Here is a 16,196-nt window from a genome sequence, read left to right as displayed (position 1 = left end):
AGGAGCACCACGTGACCGCCAACGCCAACGCCGAGCAGGAGATCTGGTTCCTCACCGGCAGCCAGTCGCTCTACGGACCGGAGACCCTGGACCAGGTCGCCGAGCAGTCGCGCGCCATCGCCGACCGGCTCGCCGAGCTGTCGGACCTCCCGGTACGGGTCGTGTGGAAGCCGGTCCTGCTCGACGCGGCCGCGATCCACCGCCAGGTCCTCGAGGCCAACCTCGACCCGGCCTGCGTCGGCCTGATCACCTGGATGCACACCTTCTCGCCGGCGAAGATGTGGATCGCCGGCCTCGACGCCCTCCAGAAGCCGCTGCTGCACCTGCACACGCAGGCCGGCATGGCGCTGCCCTGGTCGACGATCGACATGGACTTCATGAACCTCAACCAGGCCGCCCACGGCGACCGGGAGTTCGGCTACATCCAGTCCCGCCTGGGCGTTCCGCGCAAGACCGTCGCCGGCCACGTCGAGAACCCCGTCGTCCGCCGCCGGATCGAGGAGTGGGCCCGCGCGGCCCGCGGTCGCGCCGAGCTCCGCCAGCTCAAGCTCGCCCGCTTCGGCGACAACATGCGCGACGTCGCCGTCACCGAGGGCGACAAGGTGGAGGCCCAGCTGCGCTTCGGCGTCTCGGTCAACACCTACGGCGTCAACGACCTCGTCGCCGTCGTCGACCAGGTCGCCGACGCCGACATCGACAAGCTCGTCGCCGAGTACGCCGACCTCTACGCCATCGCCCCCGAGCTGCTCCCCGGCGGCGAGCGCCACGAGTCGCTGCGGTACGGCGCCCGGATCGAGGCCGGTCTGCGCACCTTCCTCGAGGAGGGCGGCTTCGGCGCGTTCACCACGAACTTCGAGGACCTCGGCGGGCTGCGGCAGCTGCCCGGCCTGGCCGTGCAGCGGCTGATGGCCGACGGCTACGGCTTCGGCGGCGAGGGCGACTGGAAGACCTCGGTCCTGCTGCGCGCCACGAAGGTGATGGCCGAGGGCCTGCCGGGCGGCACCTCCTTCATGGAGGACTACACGTACCACCTGGTCCCGGGCGAGGAGAAGATCCTCGGCGCGCACATGCTCGAGGTCTGCCCGACCCTCACCGACGACCGCGCGTCGCTGGAGATCCACCCGCTCTCGATCGGCGGTCGGGAGGACCCGGTGCGGCTGCGCTTCACCGCCGACCCCGGCGCCGCCGTCGTCGCCGGCCTCTCCGACCTCGGCGACCGCTTCCGCCTGACGGTCAACGAGGTCGACGTGGTCGAGCCCGACGAGGCGCTGCCGCAGCTGCCGGTGGCCTGCGCGGTCTGGGAGCCCCGGCCCTCGCTCGCCACCTCGGCCGAGGCCTGGCTGATGGCCGGCGCACCGCACCACACGGTGCTGTCGAAGGCGATCGGCGTGGAGGTGCTCGCCGACTTCGCCGAGATGAGCGGGGTCGAGGTCGCGGTGATCGACGCCGACACCACGCCCCGCGCCTTCCAGCGCGAGCTCCGGTGGAGTGCGGCGTACCACCGCCTCGCCGAGGGTCTCTGATCGGTTGATTGGATCGATCCAATAGACTCACCGGGGGTCGCTCAGCCCGCCAGCCGGCGGCCCCCGGTGCATCCACTTCCTTCCCCTCAAGGAGACCTGCCGTGACCGGCCTACTCGACCGCCCCGACCCCGTGATCGACGCCGACGCCGACGGGGCCGCCGAGCGCGTGCCGGCCCTCCCGCGCGGTCGCCGCGCCAAGATCGTCTGCACGCTCGGTCCGGCGACGGCCTCCGAGCGCCGCATCCGCGCGCTCGTCGATGCCGGCATGGACGTCGCCCGGCTCAACATGAGCCACGGCACCCACGCCGACCACTCCGAGGTCTACCGCCGGGTGCGGGAGGCGTCGGAGGCCAGCGGCCACGCGGTCGCGGTGCTCGCCGACCTGCAGGGGCCGAAGATCCGGCTGCGCCGCTTCGCCAGCGCCACCGTGCTGCGCCGGGGCCAGCGCTGGACGATCACCACCCGCGACGTCGACGGCAACGGCGAGATCTGCGCGACGTCGTACGACGGCCTGCCGGGCGACGTGCGCCCGGGCGACCCGATCCTGATCGACGACGGCAAGATCCGGCTGCGGGTGGTGGAGGTCAGCGAGACCGACGTCGTGACCGAGGTGCTCGTCGGCGGACCGGTCAGCGACCACAAGGGCATCAACCTCCCGGGCGTCGCGGTCTCCGTGCCGGCGCTCTCGGCGAAGGACACCGCAGACCTGCGCTTCGCGCTGCGCCTGGGCGTCGACGTGGTCGCGCTGAGCTTCGTGCGCAACGCCTCCGACGCTGCGGACGTGCGGGCGATCATGGCCGAGGAGGGCATCCGTGTCCCGGTGATCGCGAAGATCGAGAAGCCGCAGGCCATCGAGAACCTCGACGAGATCGTGCGCGCCTTCGACGGCGTGATGGTCGCCCGCGGCGACCTCGGCGTCGAGTGCCCGCTCGAGGAGGTGCCCTTCCTGCAGAAGCAGGTCATCGTCGCGGCCCGCCGCAACGCGCGCCCGGTGATCGTCGCGACCCAGATGCTCGAGTCGATGATCACCAACCCGGCGCCGACCCGCGCGGAGACCAGCGACGTCGCCAACGCGGTCCTCGACGGCGCCGACGCGGTGATGCTGTCGGGCGAGACCAGCGTCGGCGCCCACCCGATCACCACCGTCGAGACGATGGCCCGGATCATCGCCTCCACCGAGCGCAGCGCCCTCGACGACCAGCAGTTCGGACGCTTCGACCGGATCGAGTTCGACCCACACACGCGCGGCGGGGTGATCACCAAGGCCGCCGAGGAGGTCGCCGAGCGGACCGGGGCGACGTACGTCGTCGCGTTCACCCAGTCCGGCGACTCGGCCCGTCGCGTGGCCCGCCTGCGCAGCCGGATCCCCGTCCTGGCCTTCACGCCGGACCCGAAGGTGCGCGCCCAGCTCGCGCTCAGCTGGGGCGTCGAGACCTACCTGACCGCGCCGCCCCTCGACACCGACGACATGGTCACCCAGGTCGACCACGAGCTGCTGCGCACCGGCCGGGTGCTCGAGGGCGACCTCGTCGTGATCGTCGCGGGCAGCCCGCCGGGAGTGCCCGGCTCGACCAACGCGCTCTGGATCCACCGGATCGGCCAGCGCTGATCCTCGCCGCGCGGCTGCAGTAACACGCTGTTCGCCGAACTGCTCGGCGAGCTTCAGGGCAGATCGGCGGCATTTCCGGCGTGTCGGCCCTGAGAAGTGCCGGGAAGATCGGCGGACAGCGTGTTACATCCGTACGCCGCCAGCCCGCGACCGCACCGCCCACAGCAGCAGGTCCCGCGCGAGCAGCGCGACCTCCCGGGCGATCACGCCGTCGCCTCGGTGAGCTCGGTGTGCTCCGCGTCGGTCAGCAGCCGCGAGCGGATGAGGAAGCGCACGCCGTGCGGCGCCTCGAGCGAGAAGCCGGCGCCGCGTCCCTTGACGACGTCGATCGTCAGGTGCGTGTGCGACCAGTACTCGAACTGCGCCTTCGACATCCACACCGGGACCGCCCGGTCCAGGCCGACGTCGAGGTCGCCGAGGTGGATGTCGGCGCCACCGAGCAGGAAGTCGCCGTCCGGGTAGCACATGGGCGCCGACCCGTCGCAGCACCCGCCGGACTGGTGGAACATCACCGGCCCGTGCGCCTCGGTGAGGCTGCGGATCAGCTCCGCCGCCGGTTCGGTGACATCGACCCTGCTGGGCACGGATCCTCCTGGATGGTGGTGTCGGTGGTGCAGTGGTCCCCGGTGCGGGGGACGTCATACGTCCCCCGCACCAGGTGGCTGCCGTCGGCTCAGAAGAAGCCGAGGGCGTCGGGGCTGTACGACACCAGCAGGTTCTTCGTCTGCTGGTAGTGGTCGAGCATCATCTTGTGGTTCTCGCGGCCGATGCCCGACTGCTTGTAGCCGCCGAACGCGGCGTGGGCGGGGTAGGCGTGGTAGTTGTTCGTCCACACGCGGCCGGCCTTGATCTCCTTGCCCGCGCGGAAGGCCTGGGCCCCGTCGCGCGACCAGACACCGGCGCCGAGGCCGTAGAGGGTGTCGTTGGCGATCTTGAGGGCGTCCGCCTCGTCGTCGAAGCCGGTCAGCGAGACGACCGGGCCGAAGATCTCCTCCTGGAAGATCCGCATCGAGTTGTCGCCCTCGAAGATGGTCGGCGTGACGTAGTAGCCCTCGGCGAGGTCGCCCTCGAGCACGTTGCGCTCGCCACCGGTGAGGAGCTTCGCGCCCTCCTCCTTGCCGATCTCGATGTAGGACAGGATCTTCTCGAGCTGGTCGTTCGAGGCCTGGGCGCCGATCATCGTGGTGTCGTCGAGCGGGTTGCCCTGCTTGATCTTCTCGACCCGCGCGACGGCGTCGTGCACGAAGTCGGAGTAGATGCTGCGCTGCACGAGGGCGCGCGAGGGGCAGGTGCAGACCTCGCCCTGGTTGAGGGCGAACATCGCGAAGCCCTCGAGCGACTTGTCGTAGAAGGCGTCGCGCTCGTTGGCCACGGACTCGAAGAAGATGTTCGGGCTCTTGCCGCCGAGCTCCAGGGTCACCGGGATGATGTTCTGGCTGGCGTACTGCATGATCAGCCGGCCGGTCGTGGTCTCACCCGTGAAGGCGACCTTCGCCACGCGCGACGAGGAGGCCAGCGGCTTGCCGGCCTCGACGCCGAAGCCGTTGACGACGTTGACGACGCCGGCCGGCAGCAGGTCGCCGATCAGCTCGATCAGCTTGAGGATCGACCACGGGGTCTGCTCCGCAGGCTTGAGTACGACGGCATTGCCGGCCGCCAGCGCGGGGGCGAGCTTCCACACGGCCATCAGGATGGGGAAGTTCCACGGGATGATCTGGCCGACGACGCCCAGCGGCTCGTGGAAGTGGTAGGCGATCAGGTTCTCGTCGATCTCGCCGATCGAGCCCTCCTGGGCGCGCAGCGCGCCGGCGAAGTAGCGGAAGTGGTCGATCGCGAGCGGGATGTCGGCGGCGAGGGTCTCGCGGACCGGCTTGCCGTTCTCCCAGGTCTCGGCGACCGCGATGGAGGCGAGGTTGGCCTCCATCACGTCGGCGATCTTCAGCAGGATGTTGGCCCGCTCCGTCGTGGAGGTCTTCCCCCACGACGGAGCGGCAGCGTGGGCGGCGTCGAGGGCGGCCTCGATGTCCTCCTCCGTGCCGCGGGCGATCTCCGTGAACGGCTTGCCGTTGACCGGCGAGATGTTCTCGAAGTAGGCGCCCTTGATCGGGTCGACCCACTGGCCACCGATGTAGTGGCCGTAGCGGCTCGCGACGGAGACGAGGGAGTCGGGCTGTCCGGGTGCTGCGTAGACGGTCATGGTTGCTCCAGAGCGGTGTCGGGATCGTCGGTGTGACGGCGATCACGACGGTAGGAGCCGCAACGTTGCAGATCCGTTGCCGCAGGAGCGGCTACGCCAATTCCCTGTCCAGACGGGCGATCTGGCCGTCGACAAGCGCGCGCATCGGCGAGCTGGCCGGTACGACGGCCGCCTGGGCCAGCCACATGTCGTAGTCGTCGCGCCCCCAGCCCGACCGGGTCCACGCCGACATCAGCTCGGGCGCGCGGGAGCGCAGCAGGGCCTGGCGCAGGGACGCGGCCAGCGCCTCGCGGAGCCGGACGACGCCGGGCGCGGTCGAGCGCGGGAGCACCGGGCCGCCGTACCCCTTCATCGCGGAGCGCAGGTCGCCCGCCGCCAGCTGGGCCTCGACGGCGAGCCAGTCGCCGGTGACCGGGGCGGTGAGCCGGTAGGGGCGCGAGGCGAGGAGCTCCTCGCCGAGCAGCCCGCGCAGCCGGTTGAGCTCGGCGCGCAGCGTGGAGGTGCCGCCGTCCTCCTCGTAGAGCATCACGGCGAGCTCGTCGCCGGTGAGGCCGCCGGGGGAGGAGGCGAGGAGGGCCACGATCTCGCTGTGGCGGCGCGACAGGCGCAGCCGGGTCAGCTTGCCCCGGCCGTCGTCGACCGTCACCAGCGCCTCGTTGTGGCCGAGCAGCTCGAGCAGGAGCCGCAGTCCCGTGGGGCGGTCCGCGACCGGCGGGGGCGGCAGGTGCCGGGCGAGCTCGGCCTCCGCGAGGCGGGCGGCCGCGCGCACCATCGCCATCGTCTGGGGGACGACGATCTCGTCGCCTCCGGTCACGTCGAGGACGCCGAGCACCTGGCTGGTGCCCGGGTCGTGGATCGGGGTCGCGGCGCAGCTCCACGACCGCACCGAGGAGCGGAAGTGCTCGTCGCGGGTGATGAACGCGTCGCGGCCGGTGGCGAGGGCGAGCCCCGGCGCGTTGGTGCCCGCCAGCCGCTCGTCCCAGTTGCTGCCCTCGACGAAGCCGATCCGCTCGGCGTGGCGGAGCCGGTCCGTCGTACCGCAGACCCACAGGAGGGTGCCCTCGGCGTCGGCGAGGGCCATCACGGCGCCGCAGTCGCGGACCTCGCGGCCGAGGACGTCGTCGAGGAGCGGGAAGACGCGCGCGAGCGGGTGGGCCTCGCGCTGACCGCGCAGGTCCGGGACGTCGAGGGTCACCGGGGCCTCGGCCTGGCCGACGTCGACGCCGGCCGCGGCCGAGCGCTCCCAGGAGGCAGCGACCTCCGCCCGCATGCCCTGCGGTGCGGGCTCCTGCGTCATGAGTCCAGTAGACAACCTTCGTCCCCCGTGTGACCAGCGTCTCTCGTTCCGATCGACGATGCCGACGCAACGTTGCATCGACGTTGCAACGTCCGGACGAGGTTTTTCCGGGGTGGATGTATCAGGGCGGGCTGCCGGCGCCTCCGAGGGGCTGAAGGTTTCCGTTCCCCCAAAGGAGATTCACCATGAGCATCACCCAGTCCGGTCGGTCCGCCGCCCGCCTGTCGCCCCTCGCCCTCGCCTTCCTGGTCGTCGCGCTGCTGCTCGGCACCACCGGCGGCGCCGTCGCCGGTGCGCTGATCACCGGCGCCCAGATCAAGGACGGCACCGTGACCGGTGTCGACATCAAGAACGGGAGCCTGACGGCGACCGACATCAACGACGAGCCCCGTGTCTACGGCGCCAGCCTGGGCTACGGCTCGAGCGGCTGGATCGACGACTTCACCGCGAACTCGTTCACGCCGATCGTGAGCAAGAGCTTCACCGTCCCGCGCGCGGGCTACGTGTTCGTCACCGCCAACCTGTACGTCGAGGCAGACGCCTCGCTCGGCTCGGACGGCTACCTGCCCTTCGCGATCCGGGTCGACGGCAACACGGTCACCAGCCACACGGTGCTCGACACCAGCAGCACCAACTTCTCCGAGCACGGCTCGACCAGCATCGTGCTCCCCGTGACCGCCGGTACCCACACGGTCTCGCTCGTGGCGCGTGACGACGCCAGCGGCACGTTCATCCGCGAGCGCTCGGTCAACGTGGTCTGGTCGCCGACCGGCTCGAAGAGCGGCTCGGCGTTCACGCCGCGCACCGGTCACCCGCGGATCGCCAACCGCTGATCCACGCTGATCACACTGATCCACGCCGAGACGGGCGGGGGTGCCGGAGACGGCGCCCCCGCTTCGTCGTACCCGATCGGCGGCGTCGGTAAAGAATGTCCCGTTTGCCTGCACGGCTGAGACCCCGGTGCCAGCGTCGGATTGCTCCGCAGGCTCCCTGCGGGACGCTCCCATCCCCCCAAGGAGATCCGTCATGCGCAATTCCGGGATCGGTCGGTCAGCCGGCCGCCTCTCACCCCTCGCCCTCGCCCTGCTCGTCGTCGCCCTGCTGCTGGGTACGACGGGCGGCGCGGTCGCGGGCGCGCTCATCACCGGCGCGCAGATCAAGAACGGCACCGTCACCGGAGCCGACATCAAGGACGCCAGCCTGACCCACGTCGACATCGCCGACGAGCCCCGGGCGTGGGGCGCGATGAAGAACACCACGACGAACGACTTCACCACCGCTGCCTGGACGCCCGTCGTGTCGAAGTCGCTCTCCCTGGCCAGGGCCGGCTACCTCACGGTCACGGCCAGCCTCTACGCCGAGGACGACGCCACCCTCACCGGTGTCGGCTACCTGAACTACGCCCTGCGGATCGACGGCAAGGTGGTCGATGCCTACAAGGCGCTGGACTTCCAGGCCGACGGCGGCCCCGGCCAGTCGGGCTCGACCACGCTGGTCGTGCCGGCGGCCAAGGGCAGCCACACCGTGCAGCTCGTGGTGTCCGAGGACGGCAGCGGCTCCTTCCTGTACGGCGGCGAGATCAGCGCCGTCTACACGCCCACCGGCAGCGCGAGCGGGCTCGACTTCGCGAGCCGGCCGACCCACGGGCGCGTCAACCACTGAGGTGAGCGCCCCCGGAGCTGACGGGCGGGTGGATTTCCGGCCTCCCGTCACCCTCCGGTAACCTTCCCGGCGGTGGCGTGTCCGAGCGGCCTAAGGAGAACGCCTCGAAAGCGTTTGTGGGCGCAAGTCCACCGAGGGTTCAAATCCCTCCGCCACCGCCAGCCAGACCGGACCGGGTCCCGCAAGGGGCCCGGTCCGATCTGCATTTCGCTGCACTCCGCGCGGCGATCGCTGTCAACCGGCAGCCGGGGACGGGCGTCGTACGTCCGAAGGAGGTGCGGATGACCAGGCGCCCGACACGCATCACCCGCCGCCGGCTGCTGTGGGGAGGTACGACGGCCCTCGCCGCCGGCGGTGCCGCCCTGGCCGGCGTGGAGCTGGAGGTGCTCCCCGGCAAGGCCTCGCTCTACCACCACCTGGGCCACGACGGCGCCGACGGCGTGGCGCCCGACGTGGCGCCCGGCCGGCTCGACTTCGCGTCCTTCCGCTCCCGGGCGCGCGGCAGGGACGTCGGCTGGGCGCTCGCGCGTCCGCCGGGTCCTACCGCCACGACGGCGCTGCCGGTCGTCGTCGCCCTGCACGGAAGGGGGCAGAGCCACACCAGCGCCTTCCGCCGCGACCGGCTCGCGCTCGACCGCTTCCTCGCGGACGCGGTCGCCCGCGGCGTACCGCCCTTCGCCATCGCGAGCATCGACGGCGACGAGACCTACTGGCACGACCGCGCGGACGGTGACCGGGCGCAGGCGATGGTCCTCGACGAGCTGCTGCCGCGCCTCGCCGAGGCCGGCCTCGACACCGGCCGGATCGGCTTCGTCGGGTGGTCGATGGGCGGCTTCGGCGCCCTCCACCTCGGGTCGGTCCTCGGTCCCGACCGGGTCGCGGCCGTCGCTGCGCTGTCGCCCGCGCTGTGGCACGACTACGACGACACGGCACCCGGTGCGTACGACGACGCCGCCGACTTCGAGCGGGTCACCGTGATGGGCCGCCAGCGGGAGCTGGACGGGATCGCGGTGCGGGTCGACTGCGGCAAGGGCGATCCGTTCTACGCCACGAGCCGCGACTACGTCGAGGGGTTCGCCGACCCGCCCGCGGGCGGGTTCCAGCTGGGCGACCACGACAGCGGCTACTGGCGGCGGATGGCACCGCGGGTGCTGGCCTTCCTCGGCGGCGCGCTCGCCTCCTGAGCCGGATCGTCGGGCCCCTCGCCGATCCGCCGCATCACGGGGGTCGCCAGGACGCCGTGCAGCACCACGGACGTCGTGATCGTGAAGGCGACCGTGGACCACATCCAGTCCGTGGCGAGTCCCGGCGCCTCACCGGTCGCGTAGGCGAGGTAGTAGACCGAGCCGATGCCCCGGATCCCGAAGAACGCGACCGCGGCGCGCTGGGCCGCGCTCATCCCGCTGCGCGAGCCCAGCAGGGCGATCCAGCCGGACAGCGGCCGGACCACCACCAGCAGGCCGAGGCCGATCACCACGCTGCGCCAGTCGAGGTCGTCCATCAGGCCGCGGCTCAGCGCGATGCCCAGGGCGAGCAGGAGGCCGAGCGTGAGCAGCCGCTCCAGCCGCTCGGTGACCTCGTGCATGGCCGCGTGGTAGTCGTGGGCGCGCTCGGCGGAGCGGAAGGTCATCGCGCACGCGAAGACGCTGAGGAACCCGTAGCCGCCGCAGACCTCCGTCAGCCCGTACGCCGTGACCAGCGCGGCGATCGCGGTCAGCGACTCGCCCCGCTCCGCCACCCGGAGCGACCGGCTCGCCGAGCGGAACGCGACCCGCGCGAGGAGGCGGCCGACCCCGATGCCGATGCCGACGCCGAGGACGACCTTGCCGACGGCGTACCAGCCGAGCCAGCCGAGCCAGCCGGACCAGTCCACGCCGTCCGAGGTCGAGATGACGCCGGTGCTGATCAGGACGGCGGCGTACACGAAGGGGAAGGCGAGGCCGTCGTTGAGGCCCGCCTCGCTGGTCAGGGTGAAGCGCAGCTCGTCGGGCTCGTCGACCTCGTGGCTGCCGGTGCTGGGCCCGGCCACCTGGACGTCCGAGGCGAGGACGGGATCGGTGGGCGCGAGGGCGGCCGCCAGCAGCAGGGCGGCGGCCAGTCCCAGGCCGGCCAGCATCCCGATGGCGGTGACCATCAGGATCGACAGGGGCATCGCGATGCCGAGCATGCGCCACGTCGAGCCCCACGACCGCCAGGACCGGGCGCTCCTCATCGCCAGTGGCCGGTCGAGGGCCAGGCCGACCCCCATCAGGGCGACGATGACGACGAGCTCGGTGACGTGCTCGATGAGCGCCCGGTTCTCCGTCGGCTCGACGGGAAGGCCGTCGGGCAGGGGCGAGAGGCCGATGACGACGCCCACCGCGACGAGCACCATCGGGGCCGAGATGGCCCACCGGTCGAGCAGCACGGGCAGGACGATCGCCAGCAGGAGGCTTCCGCCCGCGACGAGATAGGCCAGGTCAGCCGTCACACCGTCTCCCTCCGCCGTCCGGCAGGCGGAGCAGTACCCGGGATGCCGCGGGGTACCGGGGTGTCAGCGGGCGGCCGGGGCCTCCGGGCCGAGGCACACCGCCACCAGCTCGCCGGCGATCTTGCCGCTGAAGACGTCCCAGCCGCGGTCGAAGGAGACCAGCTCGGTGTCGCCCTCGGGCGTACGGACGATCGCCTTGCTCGGGATCACGTCGCGGTCGAAGCCGGTGAACGAGCAGCGGTTGGCCTGCATCATGTCGTCGAGCGGACCCGACGACATGCCGATCCGCTCGGCGGGCGTGGTCGGTGCCGGCTCGGTCACCACGCCGAGGGCGCCGAAGCCGACGAGGAGCGTGAGTCCGGCCACCGTGGTCGCCGTACGCACCGAGTGGACGGCGACGCGCAGCCAGGCAGTCGGGGCAGCAGCATCGGACATCGCTTCCCCCTGGTCTGCTGTCGTCGTCGTGGTTGTCCCCGTTGTCGAACTCAACGACCCGGACGGGTCGGGGTCACGACCCTCGGATGTGATCTGGGACAGGACCGAACCATCCCGGCTGCTGCGCGCCGGGATGCACGCGACGCCGGCCTCGTCCGGGCCTGTCCCGACGGCCGGCTGACCGCGGCGTCGCTCCAGCAGGCAGGATGGCCCCATGACCTGGTTCGACTCACCGGCCGACGTGGCCACCCGGCTCGAGGGCGCGGGCTACCTCGCCGACGCGGCGACCGCGACCACCACCTTCCTCGCCGGCGCGCTCGAGAAGCCGCTGCTGCTGGAGGGCCCGGCGGGTGTCGGCAAGACCGAGCTGGCGAAGGCCGTCTCGCGTGCGACCGGGGCCGAGCTGGTCCGCCTGCAGTGCTACGAGGGGCTCGACGAGGCGCGCGCGCTCTACGAGTGGAACTACAAGAAGCAGCTGCTGCGCATCCAGGCCGCCAACGCCGCCAGCAGCAGCGGGCAGGACTGGAGCTCCACGCACGACGACATCTTCACCGAGGAGTTCCTGCTCACCCGGCCGCTGCTGACGGCGATCCGGCGCGAGGAGCAGACCGTGCTGCTGATCGACGAGGTCGACAAGACCGACATCGAGGTCGAGGGCCTCCTGCTCGAGGTCCTCAGCGACTTCCAGGTGACCATCCCCGAGCTCGGGACCGTGGCGGCGACGCGGCGGCCGTACGTCGTCCTGACGTCCAACGCGAGCCGCGAGCTCTCGGAGGCCGTGAAGCGCCGCTGCCTCTACCTGCACATCGACTACCCCGACGCCGAGCGCGAGCGGCACATCCTGCAGCAGCAGGTGCCCGGCCTCGACGACCGGATCGCCCAGCAGGTCGTCGAGACGGTCGCCCGGATGCGGGAGCTGGAGCTGAAGAAGGCGCCGTCGATCGCCGAGTCGGTCGACTGGGCGCGGACCCTGATCGCCCTGGAGATCCGCGACCTCGACGAGGCCGCGATCGCGCAGACCCTCGGTGCGGTGCTCAAGCACCAGTCCGACCACGAGCGCGCCGCGAAGGAGCTCAAGCTCAACCGGGCTTGATTTCGGCCATGTCTCCCATCCTCTGGCGGCGCCCTGTCCGCCCAGCACGCACGCTGGCGGCGTTGCCGGCGCTCGACGTGCGCCCAGCATGCCTGCACGCCGGCGCCTTGCCATCGCACGCGCTGGACGAGCAGGGCATCCACCGAAGGACGGGAGACATGACCGCACCATGAACGCCGACCGCTCCGGGCTCCTCGACCGCCACCTCGCCTTCGTCGAGGCGCTGCGCGGCGCCGGCCTGTCCGTGTCCCTCGCGGAGGACCTCGACGCGGTCGCCGCCCTGTCCGCGCTGAAGTGGAGCGACCGGGCCACCGTGCGGGACGCGTTCGCCGCGACGATGGTGAAGAAGCAGGCGCAGCGTACGACCTTCGACGCGCTCTTCGACGTCTACTTCCCGGCCATGGTGGGCAACGGCGCGGCCGCGGCTGCGGCCGGCGAGGAGGCGGCGGAGGGCGGCGCGCAGGGCGGCCCGGTCAAGGACAACGCCGCGGCGCTCGGCGACTTCCGCGACCGGCTCGCCGAGATGCTCGAGGCCGGGATGATCGACGAGAGCCAGCTGCGGCAGATGGCGGCCGAGATGGTCGGCACCTTCGGCGCGATGCCCGGTCGCGGGCCGGGACTCTCGTCGTGGTCGGCCTACACCGCCCTCCAGCGGGTCGCGCCGCAGGAGCTGGTCGACCGGCTGGTGCAGGGCCTGATGACCGACGCCGTCGGCGAGGAGGAGGCGCGACGCCGCGCCAACCGCCGCATCGGGCAGTTCACCGCGATGGTCGAGGACGACGCCCGGCGCCGGATCGCGGAGGAGAAGGGCCCCGACCACGTCGCCGACGTGGCCATCCGGCCCAGCATCGACAAGCTCGCGTTCATGGCGGCCCGCCGCACCGACCTGGAGGAGATGCGCAAGGAGATCTTCCCCCTCGCGCGCCGCCTCGCGACCCGCCTCGCGAAGGAGCAGCACTCGCGGCACGCCCGCACGGCGCCGCTCGACTTCCGTCGTACCGTCCGGGCGTCGATCGCCACCGGCGGCGTGCCCATCACCACCCACCACCGCCCCAAGCGACCCCACCGCACCGACCTGGTCGTGCTCTGCGACGTGAGCGGCTCGGTGGCGAACTTCGCGCAGTTCACGCTGCTCTTCGTCTTCGCGCTGCGCGAGGTCTTCCAGAGCATGCGGGCCTTCACCTTCATCGACCACGTGCACGAGGTCACCGGCCACTTCCGCCTCGGCGCCGACCCCGTCGACGTGCTGGCCGACCTTTCGGCGTCGGCGTCGCACGCGGCGCTGTGGGGGCGCACCAACTACGGCCGCGCGTTCACGAAGTTCGAGGAGAACCACGCCGACGCGCTCACCCCGAAGACGACCCTGCTGATCCTCGGCGATGCCCGCTCCAACTACAGCGACCTCCACGAGGACGCGCTGCGCCGACTGACCGGCGCGGTGAAGCGGTCGTTCTGGCTCAACCCCGAGCACGAGCGCAACTGGGGGACCGGTGACTCGGCCGCACCGACCTACAGCGAGATCGTGCCGATGATCGAGTGCCGGAACCTCGCGCAGCTGCAGGAGTTCGTGCACGACCTGGCGTGGTAGGGCGGGAAATGAGTTTCACCGGCCGACCGGTGAAACTCACGCTTGGACGATGAAACTTCGTCGTCCAAGCGTGAGTTCCGTCGTCCAAGTACGGGAGAATCACCGGCCGGCCGGTGAAACTCCCACCCTCAGGCAGTGAACTCCAGCGCCTTGTCCTCCACCGGCTTCCGGAACACCAGGATGTCCTTGAAGTAGTTCATCTTCAGCCGCCACGGGAACTCCGAGCCCTGCTTCGGCAGCGAGTCGATCGACCGCATCACGTAGCCGGCCTCGAAGTCGAGGAACGGCTCCTCGGTCACCGAGGGGTCGCGCCGGGGTACGACGGTCCGGGTGCCGGTCTCGTCCATGCGCTGGATCAGCTTGACGACGTACTCGCACACCAGGTCGGCCTTCAGCGTCCAGGACGCGTTGGTGTAGCCGATGATGAACGCGAAGTTCGGGATGTCGCTGAGCATCAGGCCCTTGTAGGCCATGGTGTCGGCGGGCTTGACCACCTGGCCGTCGACGCCGAGGGTGGCGCCGCCGAAGATCTGCAGGTTGAGTCCGGTGGCGGTGATGATGATGTCGGCCTCGAGCTCCTGGCCGGACTTCAGCAGGATGCCCTTGGGCGTGAACCGGTCGATGTGGTCGGTCACGATGTCGACGCTGTGCTGGCGCAGGGCCTTGAACAGGTCGCCACCGGGCACGGCGCACAGGCGCTGGTCCCACGGGTCGTACGGCGGCTTGAAGTGCTCGTCGAAGCTGACGTCGTCGGGCAGCTGGCGCTCGAGCAGCTTGCGCAGCAGGGCGCGCGACTCCTTCGGCCGGGCCTGGCAGAACTCGTAGAACGCGATCCGGCTGGTCAGGTAGCGGGTGCGCACCAGCTTCTGCGCGAGCTTGTCGGGCAGGCGCTTGTACATCTCGGCCGACACCTTGTCGTACGTCGGCTGGCTGATGATGTACGTCGGCGTCCGCTGCAGCATCGTGACGTGGCCGGCGCCGAAGTTGGCCAGCGCCGGGATCAGCGTGACGGCGGTGGCGCCGGAGCCGATCACGACGACCCGCTTGTCCTGGTAGTCGAGGTCCTCGGGCCAGTGCTGGGGGTGGATCAGCTGGCCCTCGTAGTCGTCGACGCCCGCGAACTCGGGCGTGAAGCCCTCGTCGTAGCGGTAGTAGCCGGAGGTCGACCACAGGAAGCTCGAGGTCAGCTGGGTGGTCTCGCCGGTGTCGGTCCGCTCGACCGTGACGGTCCAGCGGGCGTCCTCGGTGGAGAACTCCGCGTGCACCAGCTTGTGGTGGTAGCGGATGTGCTGGTCGATGCCGTTCTCGGCGGCGGCTTCCTTCAGGTAGGCGAGGATGTCCGGTCCGTCGACGATCGCCTTCGTGCCCTTCCACGGCTTCCAGCCGAAGCCGAGGGTGTGCATGTCGGAGTCCGAGCGGATGCCGGGGTAGCGGAACAGGTCCCAGGTGCCGCCGAGCGAGTCGCGCATCTCCAGGACGGCGTACGACTTGCCGGGCAGCCCGTGGGTCACGTGGTAGGCCGCATCGATGCCCGAGAGGCCGGCGCCGACGATGAGGACGTCGACGTGCTCGGCGGAGGCAGACGGTTCGGTCATGGTGCTTCCTTCAGGTTGAGGAGCTGCTCGACGGGGACGTCGGGCACCTCGATGTTGCGGCTGGACACGAGTCCCTCGATCTGCAGCCAGGTCACCTCGGCCAGCAGGTCGGTGAAGGCGGGGGCGGCGGGGCGGAGCTCCTCGCGCGAGCTCCAGTTGCGCACGGCGGCCATCACGCCCCCGACCAGCAGGAAGACCCACGGGGTCAGGGCGTCGCGGTCGTCCTCGCTGACGTCGGCGTCGAGGAGCGCGAGGATGCCGCCGATCAGGATCTCGATCTGCTCGGCGAACTGGCCGATGGCGTCGTCGAGCGGGCGCTCGGTCGTGCCGTTGACCTGGCGCTCGGCGAAGCGCATCAGCGCGATGTTCTCGGTGCCCCAGTCCACGTACGCGCCGATGACGCGGTGGACGATCTCCTGGATGGTCCCCTCGAGGGTGATCGTCGACAGCAGCACCTCGCCCGCGCGCAGGCAGATCTCGCGCTGGATGGCGAGGTCGAGGTCGACCCGGTCCTCGAAGTAGCGGTAGAGCACGGTGCGGTGCACGGACGCCTCGTCGGCGATCTGCTGGACGCTGATCTCGTCGCCCGGCGCCAGGTCGCGGTTGAGGACGACGATGGCAGCGTCGATGACGGCCTGGCGGCGCGCTGCGTTGTGCTCCTGCCAGCGCCGCTTGCGGCCGTCGGTGTTGTCGCGCTTCGCCGTCCCCATGGCGACACCCCCTCGG

The 16,196-nt window shown here is 71.2% G+C and carries 14 protein-coding genes and 1 tRNA gene; 8 read left to right on the top strand and 7 right to left on the bottom strand.

All coding sequences use genetic code 11. The annotated features are described in order from the left end of the window. Positions 1 to 11: 11 nt before the first annotated feature. A complete protein-coding gene (gene araA / locus BJ993_RS07325; RefSeq protein WP_179648251.1) occupies positions 12 to 1,523 on the top strand; it encodes an L-arabinose isomerase in 1,512 nt (503 codons plus the stop codon). Positions 1,524 to 1,690: 167 nt separating this feature from the next. Further along, positions 1,691 to 3,133 carry a pyruvate kinase gene (gene pyk / locus BJ993_RS07320; RefSeq protein ID WP_179652061.1) on the top strand — a complete coding sequence of 481 codons (1,443 nt, stop codon included), beginning with the start codon at positions 1,691 to 1,693 and terminating at the stop codon, positions 3,131 to 3,133. Positions 3,134 to 3,336: 203 nt separating this feature from the next. Here the strand turns inward: pyk and BJ993_RS07315 are convergent, their stop codons facing one another. The 3 genes from BJ993_RS07315 to BJ993_RS07305 form a co-directional block, all read right to left on the bottom strand. Then, positions 3,337 to 3,717: a DUF779 domain-containing protein gene (locus tag BJ993_RS07315; protein ID WP_179648250.1), complete on the bottom strand. Its 381-nt coding sequence runs from the start codon at positions 3,715 to 3,717 to the stop codon at positions 3,337 to 3,339. Positions 3,718 to 3,806: 89 nt separating this feature from the next. Next, positions 3,807 to 5,330, bottom strand: coding sequence for an acetaldehyde dehydrogenase ExaC (exaC, locus tag BJ993_RS07310; protein ID WP_179648249.1), 1,524 nt, complete (start codon positions 5,328 to 5,330; stop codon positions 3,807 to 3,809). 91 nt (positions 5,331 to 5,421) lie between these two features. Next, on the bottom strand, positions 5,422 to 6,627 hold the full coding sequence (locus BJ993_RS07305) for a GAF domain-containing protein (RefSeq protein WP_179648248.1): 1,206 nt from the start codon (positions 6,625 to 6,627) through the stop codon (positions 5,422 to 5,424). Between the two features lie 185 nt (positions 6,628 to 6,812). Between BJ993_RS07305 and BJ993_RS07300 the strand changes: the two genes are divergently transcribed. The 4 genes from BJ993_RS07300 to BJ993_RS07285 all read left to right on the top strand — a co-directional run bounded on the left by BJ993_RS07300 (position 6,813) and on the right by BJ993_RS07285 (position 9,473). Further along, positions 6,813 to 7,460: a hypothetical protein gene (locus tag BJ993_RS07300; protein ID WP_036549019.1), complete on the top strand. Its 648-nt coding sequence runs from the start codon at positions 6,813 to 6,815 to the stop codon at positions 7,458 to 7,460. Between the two features lie 193 nt (positions 7,461 to 7,653). After that, the gene (locus BJ993_RS07295) at positions 7,654 to 8,289 is read left to right on the top strand and encodes a hypothetical protein (protein WP_179648247.1); all 636 of its coding nucleotides are present in this window, start codon (positions 7,654 to 7,656) and stop codon (positions 8,287 to 8,289) included. 71 nt (positions 8,290 to 8,360) lie between these two features. Then, a tRNA-Ser gene (locus tag BJ993_RS07290) sits at positions 8,361 to 8,450 on the top strand. Between the two features lie 120 nt (positions 8,451 to 8,570). Next, positions 8,571 to 9,473, top strand: coding sequence for an alpha/beta hydrolase (locus tag BJ993_RS07285; protein WP_179648246.1), 903 nt, complete (start codon positions 8,571 to 8,573; stop codon positions 9,471 to 9,473). Here the strand turns inward: BJ993_RS07285 and BJ993_RS07280 are convergent. Both BJ993_RS07280 and BJ993_RS07275 read right to left on the bottom strand, forming a co-directional pair. Then, complete coding sequence (locus BJ993_RS07280) at positions 9,413 to 10,759, bottom strand: cation:proton antiporter (RefSeq protein WP_179648245.1); 1,347 nt, start codon at positions 10,757 to 10,759, stop codon at positions 9,413 to 9,415. The genes BJ993_RS07285 and BJ993_RS07280 overlap by 61 nt on opposite strands. Positions 10,760 to 10,822: 63 nt before the next feature. Further along, positions 10,823 to 11,194 (bottom strand): hypothetical protein, encoded by a 372-nt coding sequence (locus BJ993_RS07275; protein WP_179648244.1) that lies wholly within the window; start codon positions 11,192 to 11,194, stop codon positions 10,823 to 10,825. Between the two features lie 214 nt (positions 11,195 to 11,408). On the opposite strand from BJ993_RS07275, the gene BJ993_RS07270 reads away from it, so the two are divergent. Both BJ993_RS07270 and BJ993_RS07265 read left to right on the top strand, forming a co-directional pair. Further along, entirely contained in the window at positions 11,409 to 12,287 is an 879-nt protein-coding gene (locus tag BJ993_RS07270) for an AAA family ATPase (RefSeq protein WP_036549013.1), read from the top strand. Between the two features lie 169 nt (positions 12,288 to 12,456). After that, on the top strand, positions 12,457 to 13,875 hold the full coding sequence (locus tag BJ993_RS07265; protein WP_179648243.1) for a vWA domain-containing protein: 1,419 nt from the start codon (positions 12,457 to 12,459) through the stop codon (positions 13,873 to 13,875). 128 nt (positions 13,876 to 14,003) lie between these two features. Here BJ993_RS07265 and BJ993_RS07260 read toward each other — a convergent pair whose 3' ends face one another. Continuing rightward, the gene (locus BJ993_RS07260) at positions 14,004 to 15,470 is read right to left on the bottom strand and encodes a flavin-containing monooxygenase (protein WP_179648242.1); all 1,467 of its coding nucleotides are present in this window, start codon (positions 15,468 to 15,470) and stop codon (positions 14,004 to 14,006) included. Continuing rightward, positions 15,467 to 16,180, bottom strand: coding sequence for a TetR/AcrR family transcriptional regulator (locus tag BJ993_RS07255; protein ID WP_036549005.1), 714 nt, complete (start codon positions 16,178 to 16,180; stop codon positions 15,467 to 15,469). The genes BJ993_RS07260 and BJ993_RS07255 overlap by 4 nt, the downstream gene beginning before the upstream one ends. Between the last annotated feature and the right edge of the window lie 16 nt (positions 16,181 to 16,196).

Origin of the sequence: Nocardioides aromaticivorans (assembly GCF_013408525.1) — a bacterium.
In the GTDB taxonomy this organism is placed as follows: domain Bacteria; phylum Actinomycetota; class Actinomycetes; order Propionibacteriales; family Nocardioidaceae; genus Nocardioides; species Nocardioides aromaticivorans.
Note: the sequence above shows the minus strand (reverse complement) of the source record. Positions and strands in the feature narration are given on the sequence as shown.

Coding starts and splice junctions, on each gene's coding strand:
- exaC (WP_179648249.1), bottom strand. CDS start 5,330: ATGACCGTCTACGCAGCACCCGGACAGCCCGACTCCCTCGTCTCCGTC.
- BJ993_RS07265 (WP_179648243.1), top strand. CDS start 12,457: ATGAACGCCGACCGCTCCGGGCTCCTCGACCGCCACCTCGCCTTCGTC.
- BJ993_RS07275 (WP_179648244.1), bottom strand. CDS start 11,194: ATGTCCGATGCTGCTGCCCCGACTGCCTGGCTGCGCGTCGCCGTCCAC.
- BJ993_RS07295 (WP_179648247.1), top strand. CDS start 7,654: ATGCGCAATTCCGGGATCGGTCGGTCAGCCGGCCGCCTCTCACCCCTC.
- BJ993_RS07270 (WP_036549013.1), top strand. CDS start 11,409: ATGACCTGGTTCGACTCACCGGCCGACGTGGCCACCCGGCTCGAGGGC.
- BJ993_RS07300 (WP_036549019.1), top strand. CDS start 6,813: ATGAGCATCACCCAGTCCGGTCGGTCCGCCGCCCGCCTGTCGCCCCTC.
- BJ993_RS07305 (WP_179648248.1), bottom strand. CDS start 6,627: ATGACGCAGGAGCCCGCACCGCAGGGCATGCGGGCGGAGGTCGCTGCC.
- BJ993_RS07285 (WP_179648246.1), top strand. CDS start 8,571: ATGACCAGGCGCCCGACACGCATCACCCGCCGCCGGCTGCTGTGGGGA.
- BJ993_RS07255 (WP_036549005.1), bottom strand. CDS start 16,180: ATGGGGACGGCGAAGCGCGACAACACCGACGGCCGCAAGCGGCGCTGG.
- BJ993_RS07260 (WP_179648242.1), bottom strand. CDS start 15,470: ATGACCGAACCGTCTGCCTCCGCCGAGCACGTCGACGTCCTCATCGTC.